Origin of the sequence: Lysinibacillus sphaericus (assembly GCF_006864135.1) — a bacterium.
GTDB lineage: Bacteria > Bacillota > Bacilli > Bacillales_A > Planococcaceae > Lysinibacillus.
On sequence record NZ_SADV01000005.1, the window covers coordinates 236,530 to 253,925 of the forward strand.

The following is a 17,396-nucleotide window of genomic DNA, read 5'->3' on the forward strand; positions in this document are numbered from 1 at the left end:
TTTTCCACAATAAAAAATCTATAGTTTCTTTAACAAAAAAATTCGTTCTACTTCTCCAAATGCGTAGCAAGCCATGTAGATGCTGAAGTACCACGGCTCGTTCGCTATTCCTAGAAGTGTCGCGAATTTTAAAGAATATTTTTTATTACCTATCCATTACAAATGCCGTTTTGCCACGTTGATCTTCACTTAAATAACTAGCTAATTCTAATCGATCATGCCATTCTTTTTCTATAATAGCGGCCTTTAATGCATCATCCTCTTTCGTTGATAGCTCTACCATAATCTCCTCTTGATATTGCCAAACCTCAATATCCGCCGCATAGCCCGCAAAGCTTCCTTTATATGTTGTTGCCTTTGCAGGACCATATACAACCGCTTGGGATAATGTGTTTTGATACCATGCTTCAGAATCCCAATTTAAAATTTTCTTCGGAACATTTTCTAAAATTAATTTTTTGGCCGCATTTGTATCCACTGCATCATAGGAAATTTTAGCTGTAGTCTTTAATGATTCCTTACGACTTATTGCGAACGAACGATTGCTACCCTTAATATCCGTTTCGAATTTATAGTTAGACTCTGTTCCAGTGAAGCCATGACTCTCTGTAATAGCAATTGCTTCATCCAAAGGTGTATTTAAAAATCTCTTTTTATACGTGATATCCATGTTATTGCTTCCTTTATAAACACGTAAACGGTGGATATAATCCTCATTTAGAAAAGCTCTATTCGGCGTATCAAAGAAATAAATCTTTACTTCATCTTTTTTTGTAGCTTGGAAAATAGTAAAAATATCCGGTTCAGTGAAAAGCTTAGATTTAAGATTGAATTTAATTTCATTCCCTGGTTCGATTGCTGCTTTAGCTTGTGTAGAATCCAATCCAATGATGCTAACAAGTACAATAACAACTAAATAAAAATTTACTGCCCATTTCTTCATGTTATTTCCTCTTCATGTTTTAGTAATTGCAAGGTAGTCGTTTCTCGATTCGTTAATGAACTGTGAAAATAGATAGTTTTATGTGAATGTATTTTCTTAAAAAGTGCGATGATATCATCATAATCCGGATGCGTTTTGTAAAAAAAATCCTTATGTTGATTTTTGGAAAATTGAATTTTATATTTGCCTTTATTCCAATATCCCGTAAAGATAACCATAGCTGTTGGCTTTTTGTGAAGTAGTTCCACTAATTTCGCTTCATTACGCTCAGGTACAAAATAAATGAAGTTTTCACATTCTGTTTTCTTTGTCAAACATTCTAGTTTAAACTCTTGCAAAATTGTTTTGATAGGCAATAAATTTTCAGGTGCCTCATAATAATTATCAAATAACGACAACAAATCATGATCTACATGTATCGCTCTTGTCGTATGCTGAAAAAGATAAGTAGCAATATCTGCTGTTTTTCCTGAGAAAGAAGCTGGGAAAATGATCGGGCAGCCTGGATTTGCATTGATATATTCCGCCATTTGCTGCAATACTTCTAAATTATTGATGCGCTTCTCAACATGACCGCTATCTATAATAGCTAGATCATAAACAGTCCCGTCCTCTATCGGCAGTGCTGCTTTTAACAAATAGGAATCCACAACATAATCGCCAGAGTAAAATATCATCTCCTCAAAAAAACGAATCTTGTACCAAACGCTTCCGATTAGATGCCCACTGTAGCCCCATTGAAAGGCAAGACATTTACTAACAACTATCCACTCTCCGATTGATTCTGGTTGAAAGGTTCTTGTATGTTGACAAGACTGTTTTAATTGCTGCGCAGTCATTTTACTCATAATTATCGGCCCTCTATATCCCCATCGCTCAAGTAAAGGAATAGCACCTACATGATCTGTATGTGAATGAGAAATAAACACTGCATCAAGCCTTGCCACATGAGCTTGTGTTAATTTTGGAGGTGTCTTTTGTCGATTGTTCATCACTCCGCAATCGAGTAAAATAGCATGTCCATTATTTTCAATGAAAAAACAGTTACGCCCATACTCACCGACCCCACCTAAAATCTCTACATTAAGCATCTACATGTCCTCCCCGTTTTTGCAGCCAATCTAATAGAAACATGAAAATAACGGTCATGACGACTGTAATCACCGCTACAGCCATTCCTACACCAACATTGCCTTGTTCAAATTGATTGTAAATAAATGTTGCGCCAGTCTCTACTGAAGGAGGCAAAATGAGTAATCCAGCGACAAGCTCACGCATTGAGATAATAAATGTCATCATCATTCCAGCAAGAATTCCCTGCATTAATAATGGAATGATGATATGTCGATAAACAGCCCAGCTACTTCGCCCAAAAATAGCGGCTGATTGGAATATCGAAGAATCCAATTGTGATAAAGATGACTTTATATATTGCACGGAGTATGGTAAAAAAAGTACAAAATACGTGACTACAACCATTGCCTTTGTGTTATAGATGGTCGCTGGTAGCCACGGTGCATTCCAAAACATGATTAACCCAACTACAAAGACAATTCCGGGAATAATATTAGACATTAAACTAAAGAAATCTAATATTTGCTGCTTTTTCGTTTCTCCTCTTTTAATGTACAAGGCAATGAACAAACCAATAATTGCTGTAACGACAGCTGTGATTACGGAGAAAACAACACTATTTAAAAATGCTGACAATCCAGCACTTCCACTTGTAAACACTTCCTGATAGGAGGCAAAGTAAAAATTCCCTGCCTGCAAACCATCTCCCCTTACTTTCTGCAAAGATGTCACAATAATTGAGAAGTAAGGAATACCGATTGATAGTAACATGATGATCCCGACAAAAAGCCATGAACCGAACTTAACATACCATTTATCTTTGATTTCGCGAATAGCTGGTGTTTTTCCAGATAGCACGCTATATGTATATTTTCGTCCAATAAGATTTTGAAAATACCAGATAACGAGACAAACTGATAGTAAAAATAATGATAGCGATGTCGCCATACTAATGTCTACTGGCCATCTTGAAAGGTAAGAGTGAATCTCCGTTGTAAATACTTGAAAGCCAATTCGACTACCAAACGTTGCAGGTGTTCCAAATTCAGCAAGTGTTTTGATAAAAATTAGCAAGCTCCCTAGAACATAGCTAGAAACTACTAAAGGCAAAACTATTCTCGTCCAATTTCTCCAAGAGCTTCGTCCAAAAATTAATGCAGCATCTAGAAAGGAGCCATTGATTCTTAATAGCGTATTTTTCAACATTAAATATAAGAAAGGAAAAAGATGCAGGCTCATAATCATGACCATTCCAAATAAGGAGAAGAACGATTCAGTCATCCAAGCAGCACTTGGAAATAGCTGTTGGAGAAAGCCATTATTTTGCATGAACAATATCCATCCCATGGAACCAATATATGGTGGTGTCATAAACGGAATCGTTAAAATAATATCTAGCCAATCGTATTTATATAAGCTTGTTTTCGTTCTTATTAACGCCATTGGGAATGCTACAATTGTAGTCCCTATAATAACTAAAACCCCTAATAACACAGAGTTTCCAAGCGTTTGCCACATTCTTTCATTGGCAAACATTCTGTTAATCTGCGAAACATCTAATTGCCCATCTTTCATAAACGTATAAAATGCAATGGCAATTAACGGTGCGATACCTAACGTGACGATAAGTGTCAGTAAAAATCCAAAAGTTCGTCTGCCTTCCATAATCATTGATGATTCAATCCTTCCCTAAAAAAAACTTAAAGGAGGCTAAAAAACTTCCTATCTACTTAACGAAAAATATCATTGAATTTAGTTAATATTTCAAACTGCTTCGCTTCTGCACCTTTCCAATTCACGTTTAGCTGTGGAATTTCATCTAAGGCTGCGCGATCCTTAACAGCTATATCTTGTTGCCTGGTAGTAAGTAAGCATTTGCTACAAGCTTTTGCCCTTCATCTGACAGTAAAAAATCAACGTACGCTTTTGCACTCTTTACGTTTTTTGCATCCTTCAAAATACCAACAACCCGCGGACTGACAACTGTCCCGCTTTTTGGATAAATAATTTCTACTGGCTCACCATCAGCTTTCGCTTTATAGGCCATGTAATCTACCCCTGAAATTGTGGCATTTTTGGCACCAGTAATAACAGCATCTAATGCTTCCTTATTGGCACCATTCACCTGTAAACCATTTTCCTTCCACCTTTCTATCGTAGCCCAAGCTGTTTTTTCAGCTTCTGTATATCCGAATAAGAAGTCTACAGCAGAGCCTGACAAGCTAGGGTCTGGTATATTAATTTTATGTTGCCATTCAGCTTTTGCTAAATCTGTCCATTCTGCCGGAACCTGTTGCGTATTTTTAGTATTATAAGCAATACCTAATACTGAGGCACTGTAACCATAGTAATACCCTTCTGCATTTGACCAATCAGTATTGATTTTCTTTGCATTAACAGCGTCTTTATAACTTTGAAGCTGATCAGTTTCCTTTAAGCCATCCATTGAAGCAACAGAGGCTAGTACGACAACGTCTGCTACAGGATTATTTTTTTCCGCTTCTAAACGCGATAATATTTTGCCTGTTGTCCCTTGGAACATTTCTACTTTTATACCTGTTTTCTCTTCAAATGCTTGTTGAATATTCGCAGCTAAACCTTCTGGACCAGCAGAGTATACCGTTAAAGTTTGTTCTTCTTTTGGGTTTGAACTTGCTTTATCATTCTTCTCTACCTCTTTATTTCCACAGCCCGCTAATACTAATGTTAAAAGAACCCCAGCTGTAGCAAATAGTTTTAACCCTCGTTTTTTCAATGTAAACCCTCCAATTGATATATTTGTTTTTCATCAATAAAAACTTCAAGCTGTTTGCCTTGTTCTATTGGTTCTGCTTCGTAAAAGCTCCAGTGCTTACCTTCTACCTGTGCCTGCACTAAATAACGATCACCAATAAAGGTACTTTTTACAATCATCGCTTGTTTTGCAATCGTACCTGGGCCTGGTAGTCTGGATACTCCTTCAGGTCGCACAATATAATTATCTTTATCAAACCAGTTCACTTTGCCGACAAAATCTGCCACATACGGCGTTGCTGGAGCGTGATAAATTTCTTCAGGTGTTCCCACTTGTGCAATTCTTCCTGCCTCCATCACGATAATTTGATCTGACATTGCCATTGCCTCTGTTTGATCATGTGTAACAAAAATAGCCTGACAATCTAGCTCGTGAATAATATGCATGATTTCATCTTGCATTTTTTCTCTTAGTACTGCGTCGAGCGCCGATAATGGTTCATCAAACAAAATAAGCTGTGGATTTGTCGCAAGTGCTCTCGCTAGCGCTACCCGTTGCTGCTGCCCTCCCGATAACTCCCCAGGTTTTCGTTTTTCAAACCCCTCCATTTTCACCAATCGCATAACATGCTCTACTCGAGCCGGAATGTCTGTCTTTGGAACAATACCCTTCAGGCCAAAAGCAATGTTTTGGAAAATAGTCATATGAGGCCATAATGCAAAATCTTGAAAAACCATTGCTATATTTCGCTTATTTGGTTTTACATTTTTATGGAGTTTGGATGAATAAATAATTTTGTCATCAAAGTAGATTTCTCCATTTGTCGGCTGTTCAAGACCTGCCAATATTTTTAATAACGTTGTCTTACCACAGCCTGATTGCCCTAAAATGGTAATAAACTTGCTATCCAGCTCCACATTAATGGGCCATAGCACTTGAGCCTGTCCATATTTTTTCTCGATATTCGTTAATGAAATTTTCATCATATCCTCCTCGTTAATTACAACTATAAATTCCAGATATTTAGAAAATATTAATATATTATTAATAACTCGTTAAAAAAAATCTAATAAACTAAAGCAAAACTAAGATTTTTTCTAATTTACTTTAGGAGGATAAAATGAATAACATGAAATTACAGGCATTTTGCCTACTCGTAGAATTAAAAAAATTAGCTCCTGTTGCCAAAGAGCTTGGTCTAACAGCACCGACAGTATCCTTTCATATTCGCTCCATTGAAGAGGAATATGGTATCCGTTTATTTCGGACAAATGCAGGTGGATACCGTTTAACAGAAGCGGGAGAAGGGCTCTATCATTATGCTCGCCAAATTGTACAGCTACAAAAAGACATGAATCGCTTTGTCGAAAATCTTTTAGCGGGTAATATCGGCTACATTCGTCTTGGCGCAAGCGGGCTACCTGCACATATTTTTATGCCAGATATTATTCATCTCGTTTCAACAGCTTACCCAGACATTCGAATATCGCTAGAAGTAAAAACAGCACCCGAAATTGAACAAAAGGTAGCTCTTCAAGAATTAGATTTCGGGCTAATTATGGAAACAAAACAAGAAAATTCATCTCTTATATACAAAACAATCGGCGAAGATTCCCTTGTATTAGCATTGAGTCCTAGCCATGAGCTCGCATCAAAAAAGGACATCACAAAAGCAGATGTCCTAAAAAATAAAGTATTATTGCATACATCCTCAAGTTCAACGAATCATTTTATAGAAAAATGGATGGACCCATTTCATCCATCCATTTATACGATTGAACTCGATTCTGTCAGCACTATTAAGAAGATGCTTACTTTCGGAAAGACAATTGCATTTTTGTCAGTTGCCCTAATCGAAGATGAGTTAAAATCAGGACTTTTGATCAAAAAAGACTTGCACGATGTGACACTTAATAGAAAAATTCAACTTATTTATCCAAAATCTCGTCTAGATAGCAAGTTGGATGCATTTGTAAAAACTGCAATTTATGATTTAGCCAAACAGTTAAAAATATATCCTTTTATGACATAATTCCATAGTCAGCAATAGTAATATGGAATGGGAGTTGTTTATCCCTATGAAGGGAGGGTTGTACTTGCTAACTGAGTTACTGACAAAAGATACTATACAACTCGCAAATTTTGTAAATACTTGGCAGGAAGCTATTCATTTAGCGGCAAATCCACTATTAAAGCAGCATAAAATCGAAGAACGCTATATTGAGTCAATGATTCATTCCATTGAAAAACACGGACCTTATGTAGTCATTACACCAAAGGTAGCAATTCCACATGCACGGCACACAGAAGGCGTTAATGAGCTAGCCATGAGCCTATTAAGCTTACAAAAACCTGTTTTGTTTGGACCAGAAAAGCCTGTTTTCTTAATTATTGTCTTGGCGGCAACTGATCATGTGTCGCATCTGCAAGCATTAGTTGACATAACAAAGATTTTGCAAGAACCAAATCAAATAGACAGCATCATTGCCTGCCAGCATAAAGACGATATTATCAAAGAAATCGAACAAATTATGGCAAAGGGGTCATTTTGATGAAAATATTAGTAGTATGCGGGAATGGCTTAGGCAGTAGCTTTATTATGGAATTGAATGTAAAAAAAGCGTTAGCTGAACTTGGAAAAGTTGCAGAAGTAACTCATACAGATTTAGCATCTGCCAAGGCCGAGAAAGCGGATATTTATATTGGCGCAGAAGATATTATTAATCAATTAGGCGAAGAGAGAGGTCACATCGTTAGTATTGTTAATATGATGAGTATTTCTGAAATTAAATTAAAGCTTAAATCTCTGTTATAAAGGAACGAATTTGAACTTAATTAAAAAATGGATAGGATGAGGTGTTAATATGTTAGATGTTATTATGAATGACATTTTAGGAACACCAGCTATATTAGTCGGCCTATTCGCTTTTGTTGGTTTATTAATCCAAAAAAAATCAACTTCAACAGTACTTTCTGGTACGTTAAAAACGGTTATAGGTTTTGTTATACTTGGCTCAGGTGCAAGCGTTTTAATTGGTTCTTTAAATCATTTTAGTAAAATGTTTGATCATGCATTTCATGTCCAAGGGGTTATCCCAAATAATGAAGCGATTGTAGCAGCCGCTCAAACTAGTTTTGGAACATCTACGGCCATGATTATGGTTTTCGGTATGATTATGAACATATTATTTGCGCGATTTACGCCTTTTAAATATATATTTTTAACTGGTCATCATACATTGTTTATGGCGTGTTTAATCGCAGCGTCACTGTCAGTCGGCGGTATGAGTGGTACACCTCTTATCATCGTCGGCTCTATTATACTAGGTCTTTGTATGGTCGTATTCCCTGCCATTTTACAACCAACTGTTCGTCAAATAACTGGCAGTGATGATTTTGCTGTTGGCCATTTTGGCAGTATTGGTTATTATGTCTCTGCTAAAATTGGGAAGATGTTTGGAAACAAAGCCAAATCAACAGAAGACATAAAAGTCCCAAAATCTCTAGGGTTCTTAAGGGATACATCTGTAGCTGTGTCCTTAACTATGTGTCTATTTTTTATTATCGTTGCTCTATTCGCAGGTTCATCCTATATTGAGACACAATTATCTGGCGGTTCGAATTTTATCGTCTTTGCCATTATTCAAGCTATTACTTTTGCCGCTGGTGTCTATATCATTTTGGCTGGAGTGCGAATGCTAATTTCCGAGATTGTTCCTGCCTTTAAAGGTATTGCAGATAAACTTGTGCCAAACACAAAGCCTGCATTAGACTGCCCTACAATTTTTCCGTTCGCACCGAATGCAGTTATTATCGGTTTCTTGTTTAGTTTTGTAGCAGGCTTAGTGTCCATGTTTATACTCCCTGTCATAGAGCTAAAAGTAATTGTACCTGGGCTTGTACCACATTTTTTCACGGGTGCTGCTGCAGGAGTATTCGGAAATGCAACTGGTGGTAGACGCGGTGCTATGGTAGGAGCATTTGCCAACGGATTAATTATTAGCTTTATCCCTGCGATTCTACTGATCTTTATGGGTGATATCGGCTATGAAGGAACTACATTTGGTGATTCAGACTTCGGCATTATAGGGATCATAATAATAAATATATTAAAGTTATTTGGTGCAGTTTAATTCATTTGTATGTCTCGCAAACTCTTTAGATGTTTGCGAGGCTTTTTATTTGCTAAAGAAAAGGGATGATTTTGCAAAATATATAAATATTTCACATTATTCCCCTACCTTTTTCACTATACAAATAGAGGAAATCCATTACAAAACAAACTAAATACTCAGTGATTAGAAAATATCGAGAATGATTTAAACCCATTTTCCTGTAGTAAATTGTAAATAATCTGATAGTATTTAATGGTAAAACAAAAAATCATCGTCTGACCTCTGACTTAGAATAATTTATTGCCGATATAAATAATACATACAATTGGAGGTATTCATATTGAAAAAATTAATGATGGGCTTTTGCTTAATAGCTTTGTTATTAGCAGGCTGTTCCATTACTCAGCAGGAAAAAGCGCAAGATGACTATAAAGTTGGTATCTTACTTTCGGATGCAGGGCTTGGTGATGAATCGTTTAATGACTCAGCTTTTAAAGGGCTTGAGAAAGCACGCGATGAGCTAGGTATTTTGTTTGATTATAAAGAGGCGCCTGATGGCAATTACGAGCAGAAACTAGAGGAACTTGTCGCAGAAAAGTATAACGTCATTATTGGTTTAGGCTTCTCTGTACAGGAAGCTTTAGAAAAGACTGCGAAGAAATATCCTGATCAGCATTTTATCCTTATAGATGGTCAATCAGATGTTGCCAATATCACTTCAATCACTTTTAAAGAGCAGGAAGGAAGCTTTTTACTTGGAATGGTTGCCGCAATGACGAGTAAAACTGGAAAATTAGGATTTATTGGCGGTGCAAATGTTCCAGTTATCCATCATTTTGAAAACGGCTTTATTGAGGGTGCTCGGTATTTTAATCCAACTATCGAAATTGTTAGTGAGTACGCTGGCTCATTTGATGATACCGAGGCAGGTGCCGCAATCGCAGAACGTTACATTAAGAACGGTGTAGATTTTATTTATCATGCAGCTGGATTCACTGGCTTTGGTGCCATAAAGAAAGCCGAAGATATGGGCATATATGCGGCCGGAGTTGATATTGATCAATTTTACATTGCAGAAAAAACTGTCGTAACATCAATGTTAAAAAACGTCGACCAAGCTGTTTTTAAAATGGCTAAAACATTAGATGAGGAAGGGAAAATTTCCGAAAAATCGTTGTCATTCGGTTTAGCTGATAATGGCGTGGGCCTAGCGGATATACGTGTTATTAAACTTACACCTGAGCAACAGGCTGCTATTAAAAAAGCACAAGAAGATATTGTTTCGGGTAAAATAAAAGTTACTGCAGAAAAGGGGAACAGCCAGTGACACTACGAAAAAAATTATTCATGAACATACTTATTCCCATTGTCCTCGCAATGGCTATGATTGGTTTTATTATCGTTCAAACATTTGATATACAAACAACCGCACAAGATGATACAGAGCTATTGCTGGCAGTGAAAGAACTTGAACAAAGTTTAGTTTTAGCGAGCCAATCATTAAATAACTACACTTTTTTAGATAGTGAGGCCAATAAAAATGAAGCTCTTTCAACTTTACAAGAAACGAAAGTAAATTTAGAAAAACTCTCAACTATTGCAAAAATAGCTGAGCATAAGGCCATCATCAAAAAAATCGGGAGTAAATACGACGAATTAGAAAAAGCTTCAGAAGCAGGATTTCTTGCTCACAATCGTCCTGAGATAAAAAAACAATCCATCAGAATATCTGGTATTTTGAACGATATGTATCTACTGAAAAAAGAAACAAATGAATGGTATAAAGAAACGAATGATTTGGCAACACAAAAAATTTCTTTTATTACTACATCAACAATAATAGGAAGTATCCTTCTACTTATTGCTACTATCATTTTTTCGTATGCCGCAACGAAAAAAATTACAAATCCGATTAACCGAATCGTGGATTGTGCACAATTGGTGGCTGCAGGGAATTTGACAATTGACACCTCTTCCCTTCCCTATAAGAAAGGTAGCCGCAATGAAGTTGATCAACTGACTGAGAACTTTTCTAAAATGATTGTTAGCTTAAAAAGCACCGTACAATCCATTGATCATGTAGGTAAAAATGTTGGCCTATTTACTAAAGATGTCACAAGCTATATTGAAACCGTTAACGAAGGCAGTAAACAAATTGCTACATCAACGGACGAATTGGCAAAGGGAAGCCTAACTATTTCAGAAGATATCCAGTCAACGGCTATCCTGATGAATACGATGGCGGATCAATTTACTACTGTTCAGGAAACAAGTGAACAGTCAGCAGTAAACGGGAACAAAGCACTTACTGCTGTTCAAAATGGTCGTAGCTCACTAGAGAAGCAATCCTCTATTGCAAAGGATATTTCATCCACTTCAATTAATATCAAAGAGGCTGTTACTCAATTCTCTCAATTCACAACAAAAATTGAAGGCGCGGCTAATGCAGTCCACGCGATTGCTGATCAAACAAATCTCTTAGCATTAAATGCTGCAATTGAAGCGGCACGTGCTGGCGAAGCCGGAAAAGGATTCGCTATTGTAGCGCAGGAAGTGAAAAAACTATCTCATGAAACAGAGAAGGCAACTACTTTCATCTCTTCGATGGTGACACATATACAAGATGGTATTACACTCATTCTTTCTACGGCAGAGCATGGACATCAGCTTTCAAAAGAACAATTACAATCGATGACCGATACAGAAAAGTCTTTTGAGGTAATTGCAACTCATGTATTAGACATTAATGATCAGTTAAAGCACCTTACGAAGGATATGGAGAAAACAAGCGAAATGAGCCAGCACATGAACAATGCCATTGAAAACATTTCAGCTATTACGGAAGAAACCGCTGCAGGAACAGAAGAAATATCCGCTTCTACTCAAGAACAGTTAGGATCATTCAAAAAAATTAGTGATAAGGTTTCAGAACTTCAAGAAATGACAAATACATTGTCTGTAGAACTAAAAAAATTTACATTGTAAATTTCGTATTATTTTCGTCTATTACTTCAGAGTAATAGGTGCGTTTAATGAAAAGACGCTGATATCTGCTACACGGTATTCACGCTCTCCCGCTAAAGAGCGTCAAGCCACATACAATAAAATGAGCAATTGTAGCAAGAACTTTTACACATAAGTAACCTTCACAATTTTTGGATTGTAGTAAAGTAAAAACTGATGGAGCTCTAAAGCCTCCATCTTTATAGTGAACTGCACCCCAATTGTTAGACACAATCTAACAATTGCAGGTGCAGTTTTTGTATGGCTAAATTTAGAGAAGAAATGAAATTTGAAGCTGTTCAAATAACTCTAAAACACGGCATTTGTCCTTCATTATGCTTCGTAAATACATTTTTCTAGTGTGTATTTTTCAAGTTTGTCTTGCGCAACATTATAACCAATACCTGGTAGATCAGAAACTTGGATATGTCCTTGTTCATCCATGACAATCTCTGGCTCAATAATGTCCTCATGCCAATAGCGGGAAGACGGCGCTGTATCACCAGGTATTGTAAAATTTGACAGTGTCGTAATGGCAATATTATGAGCACGACCAATCCCTGATTCTAGCATGCCTCCACACCATACAGGGATCTGATGCTGCTGACATAAATCATGAATCTTTTTAGCCTCAGATAAGCCTCCAACACGGCCTACCTTTATATTAATCACTTTGCAGCTACCTAGTTCAATTGCACGTCTAGCATCATCGTATGAATGTATACTTTCATCTAAGCAAATCGGTGTATTGAGTTCTCTTTGTAAATTTCGATGATCGACAATATCATCATACTCAAGTGGTTGCTCAATCATCATTAAATTTAATTTATCCATCTCCTTAAATAATGGTAGATCTTCTAACGAGTAGGCAGAATTGGCATCTGCCATTAAAGGAATATCACCAAAACGATCACGGATTACACGGAGTACTTCGATATCTTTTCCAGGCTTAATTTTAATTTTAATTTTTTTGAACCCTTGTTTTAAATAACCTTCAATGCTTTCCAGCAATACATTCGTATCCTCTTCAATGCCTAGGCTAATGCCAACTGTAATTTCTTTTTTTTTTCCTCCAAGTGCTTGTGCTAAAGGTATGCCCTGCTCTTTTGCATATAAATCCCAAATGGCTGCTTCCACCGCAGATTTTGCCATATTATTGCGACGCACACGAGCAAATTTCTCATTTACTTCATCTGGGTGGTTAAATTCCTGATTAATAACAAGTGGTATTAAAAATTCATCGATAATAGAGAATGCCGTTGAAGCCGTTTCTTCTCCATAATAAGGATAAGCGCTAACAACACATTCTCCATAACCAACATGCTTCTCACCATACGCTTCAATAATTAAGAAAATACGTTCTTGCTGCTTCATAAAACTTGTTTCAAAGGGTGATTTCATTGTCATCTTCATTTTGCGAACTATAATTTTTTCAATTTTCATTTCTCAAAACTCCCCTACTTGTAATATAAATGACAGGCCGTTTTATGGGCAGGTGAATGTTCGACTAACTCCAGCTCCACCGTCCGGCATTTCTCCATTACAAAAGGGCATCTCGTCTGGAAAACACAGCCTGTTGGTGGATTCAATGGAGAAGGGATTTCACCTTGCAGCTTAATCTTTTCACGTTTTATTCGCGGATTTGGCACAGGAATTGCTGATAAAAGTGCTTTTGTATAAGGATGCATTGGGTTGCTAAAAATTTCATCGGTCGTTGTTTCTTCTACTAGCTTTCCTAAATACATTACGCCAATTCGATTGGAAATATGGCGTACAACACTTAAATCATGAGAGATAAACAATAATGTTAAGTTAAATTCTTTTTGTAAATCCTCCAATAAATTCAGCACTTGCGATTGAATAGATACATCTAATGCCGATACAGGCTCATCACAAATAATAATATCTGGATTCATAATAAGTGCACGTGCTAATCCTATAATTTGCACGCACAGGCATTGCCGAAGTTATTGGCGAACAAAATATCATACCCACACTCATCACCTCTGGTGGAGACGATTTTCATTTTTACACAATTAAGAAACCACAATTAAAAGCAACGATGGTTGGCCTAGGCTGTAACCTCACTCCTGACTCCATCATCCTTATATGAGATTTGATACAGATGCTCTTAAAATCGGCACAAACATCTTAACTAAAACTGTGCTAGCCACTTTTCATGCTCAACAATAGATCAGTATTTTGATGAAAGTTAAAAATAAATTGACTGTGGAGAAAAACACAATATTTTTCTCCACCCATTTTGGCTATTTGCACTAAAAGGAGATGTTAGTTAGCAAATGCTTTGTAGGCAAATCTCTCATAAACGGTCATTAAAGACATACTTACTTTCCTAAATCCCACTCTGCTCTTTTCATTGAAACACAAATTCCGCTGGTTCTGTCAATACAGCTCTCAACTATAGCGTGGCACATAAAATCCAAAGATGAAAATACGCATGATACCTTATTTCAAGATAAATATTTCATTGTTAAATGGAGAACTGCTACTTCATTCCCCTTGTTTTCATAGCTATGCTTTCTATTTGCTTCAAATTGAATAGAATCAAATTCGTTTAATTCATACATTTCTTGTCCAACTTGAATCGAAATTTCCCCTTTCATTACTGTTACATATTCGATAGCTCCTTCATGATGAGGTTCTGCCTCATATACGCTATTCGGTTGCAAACAAGCACGATGCATTTCCAATCCTGTTTCTTTTTTGTAACGAAATATAGTCTCTAATCGCCACATTTGATTTTCTTCTATAATAAATCCTTGTCCGCAGCGTGCAACATCTACTATATCTTCTATCACCATAAGCCTTGATAACGGAATAGATAATCCTTTTGTAATCTTCCAAATGACGCCTAATGTAGGATTCGTTTCTCCTCTCTCAATTTTCCCTAACGTTAATTTACTAACACCTGTTTTTTTCGCTAACTCTTCTAAACTTAATTTCTGTTCATTCCTTATTTGTCGTAACAATTGACCAACTTGCAAAATTACTTCTTTTGTTTGTATATCCTCTTGTTCTTTCATATGAACCCCACTTTCGGTATATTATAATTTACTTTTTATCTAAATAATTATATTATAATATATATTTAGAAAGGAGCGAACGAAATGCGTGCTATCTTATTAGGTATTTTATCATCTGCGTTTTTTTCAGCTACATTTATTATAAATCGAGTTATGAACGTATCAGGAACAAGCTGGGCTTGGACTGCTTCCTTCCGATTTTTATTCGCTTTACCCATTCTATTCTTTATCGTCCTATTTCGCAAAAACCTTCGTCCACTATGGGTAGAAATGGGTAAACATCCTTTGGCATGGCTTGGCTATGGCACAATAGCCGGGGTTGGATTTTATTCATTATTAAGCTATGCTGCTGTCTTTAGTCCTGCATGGCTCGTAGCAGGTACATGGCAAATAACCATTTTAGCTGGTTTGTTATTATCTCCGTTATTTTTTATTACATTGGAGACGACATCTGGAGTTAAACGAGTTCGCGGTAAAATTCCAATGCGAAGCTTACTCGTTTCCTTATTTATTTTAACGGGTGTCATTTGTATGCAATTAACAGAATCTGGGGATATTACTATTTCTCAATTTTTATCTGGCTTCCTCCCTGTAGTTATCGCTGCATTCTTATATCCTTTCGGTAATAGAAAAATGATGGAAGTCGTTGCTGGTCGCTTAGATACATTTCAACGCGTGTTAGGCATGGCAATAGGTAGCCTTCCTATTAGTATTATACTAGCGATTTATGGTTGGACTACAACAGGTATACCAACATCTGGGCAAATCATGCAAGGTTTCTTATTAGCATTATGTTCGGGTGTTATCGCCACAATGACATTTTTCTTCGCTACTGACTTAGCGAAAAATAATCTGTCTTTGTTAGGGGCAGTGGAGGCAACGCAAGCTGGCACAATGATTTTTACTGTTCTTGGTGAAATCCTTTTTTTAAACGGTTCTTGGCCAGTTGGAGTATCTTTAATCGGTATGATCATTATTATGATTGGAATGATAGCTAACAGTATTTTAAATCGGTCAGTTCCTGTATCCAAACAAAAGAAAATAGTATAGTTTAAGAGCGTGTTTTAAACCGAAAACGGATTAAAACACGCTAAATTGAATTAGGATCTATAAAACACAAGATAAGAAAAACAAAATCCCGAAATAAGCTTATATTGCTCAAACGCAAGCTTCATTGAAAATGGCCTAAAGGACATCAATAATATATAACGTTAAAGTTGCAACAACTTCGATTTTGACGTAATAATTGTTCTTTTAATAGCTTTTTGAAATTCTTTGATCTTTTATATTTGCAATTTCTGCTTTAGAGCTGGCTTTCATTTTCCATAATAATCCATAATATTATCTCTCCTTTTCTCTAACGAATGAAAGGATCCCTCATTTACCGCTAAGTAATGTAATGTGTGCTTTATAAAAGTATTTTCTTGCATTAAATCCTCTCTAATGTTTGGTTTTTGCATAAGGAATATAAATACCGATAGATTTCGTTTATATAGCGTAAATAAAGCTGTTCAATGTCCATCTCTTCCCACCTTTCAATCTATTCTCGTTTGATAAAAAAAGTTGCACTAATTTATTTTTTTGTATTTTTAATAACGAAACGGCACGAGGGGAAAATGGAAATGCAAAAATTTTATAAAAAGGGATGCTCTTAAAGCCCTTTATAGACTTTAAGAACATCCCACGCAAACATTAGTTACTCAACATTTATTAGTCATTTAGACATTCTAATGAAAACTATATTTTGCGAGCATTTCTCCCCAAGGTGCCATTCCAGACTCTTTAAAACCTATACTGCCGTATAGTTTTCTTGCTTGCTCGTTGTCTGGCTGATACCCAAGCAAGATGACATCAGTGCGATCATCCCTACTCCGGATGTCTTCAATTATTAATTTCATTGCGCTCTTGCCATGTCCACGCCCTTGAAATTGCTCATCAATCATAAACCTATATATCCAATAGTTTCCATCATCCGAATCAATCCCGTACATCGCAAAACCGATAAGTATTTCTCCACAATAGATTGCCTTGATCTTCATGTGTGGTAAAAATTTACTTTCCGCAATTGAATACAGATTCGAGGCAATAAAACCTTCCTGTTCTTGCTTTGGCTTCAGTTGAATACAAGCTTCCCAATTACTTTGATCAATTGATCTTAAACTAAGCAAACTTCCGATTCCTCCTCTAGTAGTAGAGAAATCCATGATCACGAATTCTCTACTAAATAAGTATTCCCCTATTGATAAAACAATCTGTTATTTTTATATACATACTACATCACTCCTCATCAGATGGTAGTCATCATTAAACTGTACAATTATATAGAAATATTGCTCTCTATTTGTACTCTTGTTTATTTCGGCATACAGAAAAAAAATACCTTCTATATTTCTCTCATCATCATAACGTGTCATTGATTTCCGTTGCGACTAGGCGGCACAGATCCCTATATACATGGCATACGTTTAACAAATGTCATCCAA

General features: G+C 36.4%; 14 protein-coding genes and 2 pseudogenes. 7 read left to right on the forward strand and 9 right to left on the reverse strand.

Going from position 1 to position 17,396, the window contains the following annotated elements; translation table 11 throughout:
• Positions 1 to 145: 145 nt before the first annotated feature.
• The 5 genes and pseudogenes from C7Y47_RS08720 to C7Y47_RS08740 form a co-directional block, all read right to left on the reverse strand.
• Positions 146 to 943 carry a hypothetical protein gene (locus tag C7Y47_RS08720; protein ID WP_142508413.1) on the reverse strand — a complete coding sequence of 266 codons (798 nt, stop codon included), beginning with the start codon at positions 941 to 943 and terminating at the stop codon, positions 146 to 148.
• Entirely contained in the window at positions 940 to 2,034 is a 1,095-nt protein-coding gene (locus tag C7Y47_RS08725) for an MBL fold metallo-hydrolase (RefSeq protein ID WP_142508414.1), read from the reverse strand. Before C7Y47_RS08725 ends, C7Y47_RS08720 begins: the two co-directional genes overlap by 4 nt.
• Positions 2,027 to 3,688, reverse strand: coding sequence for an ABC transporter permease (locus C7Y47_RS08730; protein WP_142508415.1), 1,662 nt, complete (start codon positions 3,686 to 3,688; stop codon positions 2,027 to 2,029). Before C7Y47_RS08730 ends, C7Y47_RS08725 begins: the two co-directional genes overlap by 8 nt.
• A gap of 59 nt (positions 3,689 to 3,747) precedes the next feature.
• Positions 3,748 to 4,772: pseudogene (locus C7Y47_RS08735) on the reverse strand (ABC transporter substrate-binding protein).
• Positions 4,769 to 5,737, reverse strand: a complete 969-nt coding sequence (locus C7Y47_RS08740) for an ABC transporter ATP-binding protein (RefSeq protein WP_255505096.1) — start codon at positions 5,735 to 5,737, stop codon at positions 4,769 to 4,771. Before C7Y47_RS08740 ends, C7Y47_RS08735 begins: the two are co-directional and overlap by 4 nt.
• A gap of 134 nt (positions 5,738 to 5,871) precedes the next feature.
• Between C7Y47_RS08740 and C7Y47_RS08745 the strand changes: the two genes are divergently transcribed.
• The 6 genes from C7Y47_RS08745 to C7Y47_RS08770 all read left to right on the forward strand — a co-directional run bounded on the left by C7Y47_RS08745 (position 5,872) and on the right by C7Y47_RS08770 (position 11,851).
• Positions 5,872 to 6,783 carry a LysR family transcriptional regulator gene (locus tag C7Y47_RS08745; protein WP_142508416.1) on the forward strand — a complete coding sequence of 304 codons (912 nt, stop codon included), beginning with the start codon at positions 5,872 to 5,874 and terminating at the stop codon, positions 6,781 to 6,783.
• A 64-nt stretch (positions 6,784 to 6,847) separates the two neighbouring features.
• Positions 6,848 to 7,303 (forward strand): PTS sugar transporter subunit IIA, encoded by a 456-nt coding sequence (locus tag C7Y47_RS08750; protein WP_142508417.1) that lies wholly within the window; start codon positions 6,848 to 6,850, stop codon positions 7,301 to 7,303.
• Positions 7,303 to 7,566 carry a PTS sugar transporter subunit IIB gene (locus tag C7Y47_RS08755; protein ID WP_142508418.1) on the forward strand — a complete coding sequence of 88 codons (264 nt, stop codon included), beginning with the start codon at positions 7,303 to 7,305 and terminating at the stop codon, positions 7,564 to 7,566. Before C7Y47_RS08750 ends, C7Y47_RS08755 begins: the two co-directional genes overlap by 1 nt.
• A 49-nt stretch (positions 7,567 to 7,615) precedes the next feature.
• Positions 7,616 to 8,884, forward strand: coding sequence for a PTS ascorbate transporter subunit IIC (locus tag C7Y47_RS08760; RefSeq protein WP_142508419.1), 1,269 nt, complete (start codon positions 7,616 to 7,618; stop codon positions 8,882 to 8,884).
• A gap of 322 nt (positions 8,885 to 9,206) precedes the next feature.
• On the forward strand, positions 9,207 to 10,193 hold the full coding sequence (locus tag C7Y47_RS08765) for a BMP family lipoprotein (protein WP_142508420.1): 987 nt from the start codon (positions 9,207 to 9,209) through the stop codon (positions 10,191 to 10,193).
• On the forward strand, positions 10,190 to 11,851 hold the full coding sequence (locus C7Y47_RS08770; RefSeq protein ID WP_142508421.1) for a methyl-accepting chemotaxis protein: 1,662 nt from the start codon (positions 10,190 to 10,192) through the stop codon (positions 11,849 to 11,851). The genes C7Y47_RS08765 and C7Y47_RS08770 overlap by 4 nt, the downstream gene beginning before the upstream one ends.
• A gap of 351 nt (positions 11,852 to 12,202) precedes the next feature.
• Here the strand turns inward: C7Y47_RS08770 and menC are convergent, their stop codons facing one another.
• The 3 genes and pseudogenes from menC to C7Y47_RS08785 all read right to left on the reverse strand — a co-directional run bounded on the left by menC (position 12,203) and on the right by C7Y47_RS08785 (position 14,913).
• Positions 12,203 to 13,312 carry an o-succinylbenzoate synthase gene (menC, locus tag C7Y47_RS08775; protein WP_142508422.1) on the reverse strand — a complete coding sequence of 370 codons (1,110 nt, stop codon included), beginning with the start codon at positions 13,310 to 13,312 and terminating at the stop codon, positions 12,203 to 12,205.
• Between the two features lie 14 nt (positions 13,313 to 13,326).
• Positions 13,327 to 13,815: pseudogene (locus C7Y47_RS08780) on the reverse strand (oligopeptide/dipeptide ABC transporter ATP-binding protein); the annotation flags it as partial.
• 525 nt (positions 13,816 to 14,340) lie between these two features.
• On the reverse strand, positions 14,341 to 14,913 hold the full coding sequence (locus C7Y47_RS08785; RefSeq protein WP_142508423.1) for a helix-turn-helix domain-containing protein: 573 nt from the start codon (positions 14,911 to 14,913) through the stop codon (positions 14,341 to 14,343).
• A gap of 84 nt (positions 14,914 to 14,997) precedes the next feature.
• Between C7Y47_RS08785 and C7Y47_RS08790 the strand changes: the two genes are divergently transcribed.
• Positions 14,998 to 15,963 (forward strand): DMT family transporter, encoded by a 966-nt coding sequence (locus tag C7Y47_RS08790; RefSeq protein ID WP_142508424.1) that lies wholly within the window; start codon positions 14,998 to 15,000, stop codon positions 15,961 to 15,963.
• Positions 15,964 to 16,640: 677 nt separating this feature from the next.
• Here the strand turns inward: C7Y47_RS08790 and C7Y47_RS08795 are convergent.
• Entirely contained in the window at positions 16,641 to 17,081 is a 441-nt protein-coding gene (locus C7Y47_RS08795; RefSeq protein ID WP_142508425.1) for a GNAT family N-acetyltransferase, read from the reverse strand.
• Positions 17,082 to 17,396 lie beyond the last annotated feature (315 nt).

Coding starts and splice junctions, on each gene's coding strand:
- C7Y47_RS08740 (WP_255505096.1), bottom strand. CDS start 5,737: ATGATGAAAATTTCATTAACGAATATCGAGAAAAAATATGGACAGGCT.
- C7Y47_RS08720 (WP_142508413.1), bottom strand. CDS start 943: ATGAAGAAATGGGCAGTAAATTTTTATTTAGTTGTTATTGTACTTGTT.
- C7Y47_RS08725 (WP_142508414.1), bottom strand. CDS start 2,034: ATGCTTAATGTAGAGATTTTAGGTGGGGTCGGTGAGTATGGGCGTAAC.
- C7Y47_RS08790 (WP_142508424.1), top strand. CDS start 14,998: ATGCGTGCTATCTTATTAGGTATTTTATCATCTGCGTTTTTTTCAGCT.
- C7Y47_RS08760 (WP_142508419.1), top strand. CDS start 7,616: ATGTTAGATGTTATTATGAATGACATTTTAGGAACACCAGCTATATTA.
- C7Y47_RS08730 (WP_142508415.1), bottom strand. CDS start 3,688: ATGATTATGGAAGGCAGACGAACTTTTGGATTTTTACTGACACTTATC.
- menC (WP_142508422.1), bottom strand. CDS start 13,312: ATGAAAATTGAAAAAATTATAGTTCGCAAAATGAAGATGACAATGAAA.
- C7Y47_RS08785 (WP_142508423.1), bottom strand. CDS start 14,913: ATGAAAGAACAAGAGGATATACAAACAAAAGAAGTAATTTTGCAAGTT.
- C7Y47_RS08745 (WP_142508416.1), top strand. CDS start 5,872: ATGAATAACATGAAATTACAGGCATTTTGCCTACTCGTAGAATTAAAA.
- C7Y47_RS08755 (WP_142508418.1), top strand. CDS start 7,303: ATGAAAATATTAGTAGTATGCGGGAATGGCTTAGGCAGTAGCTTTATT.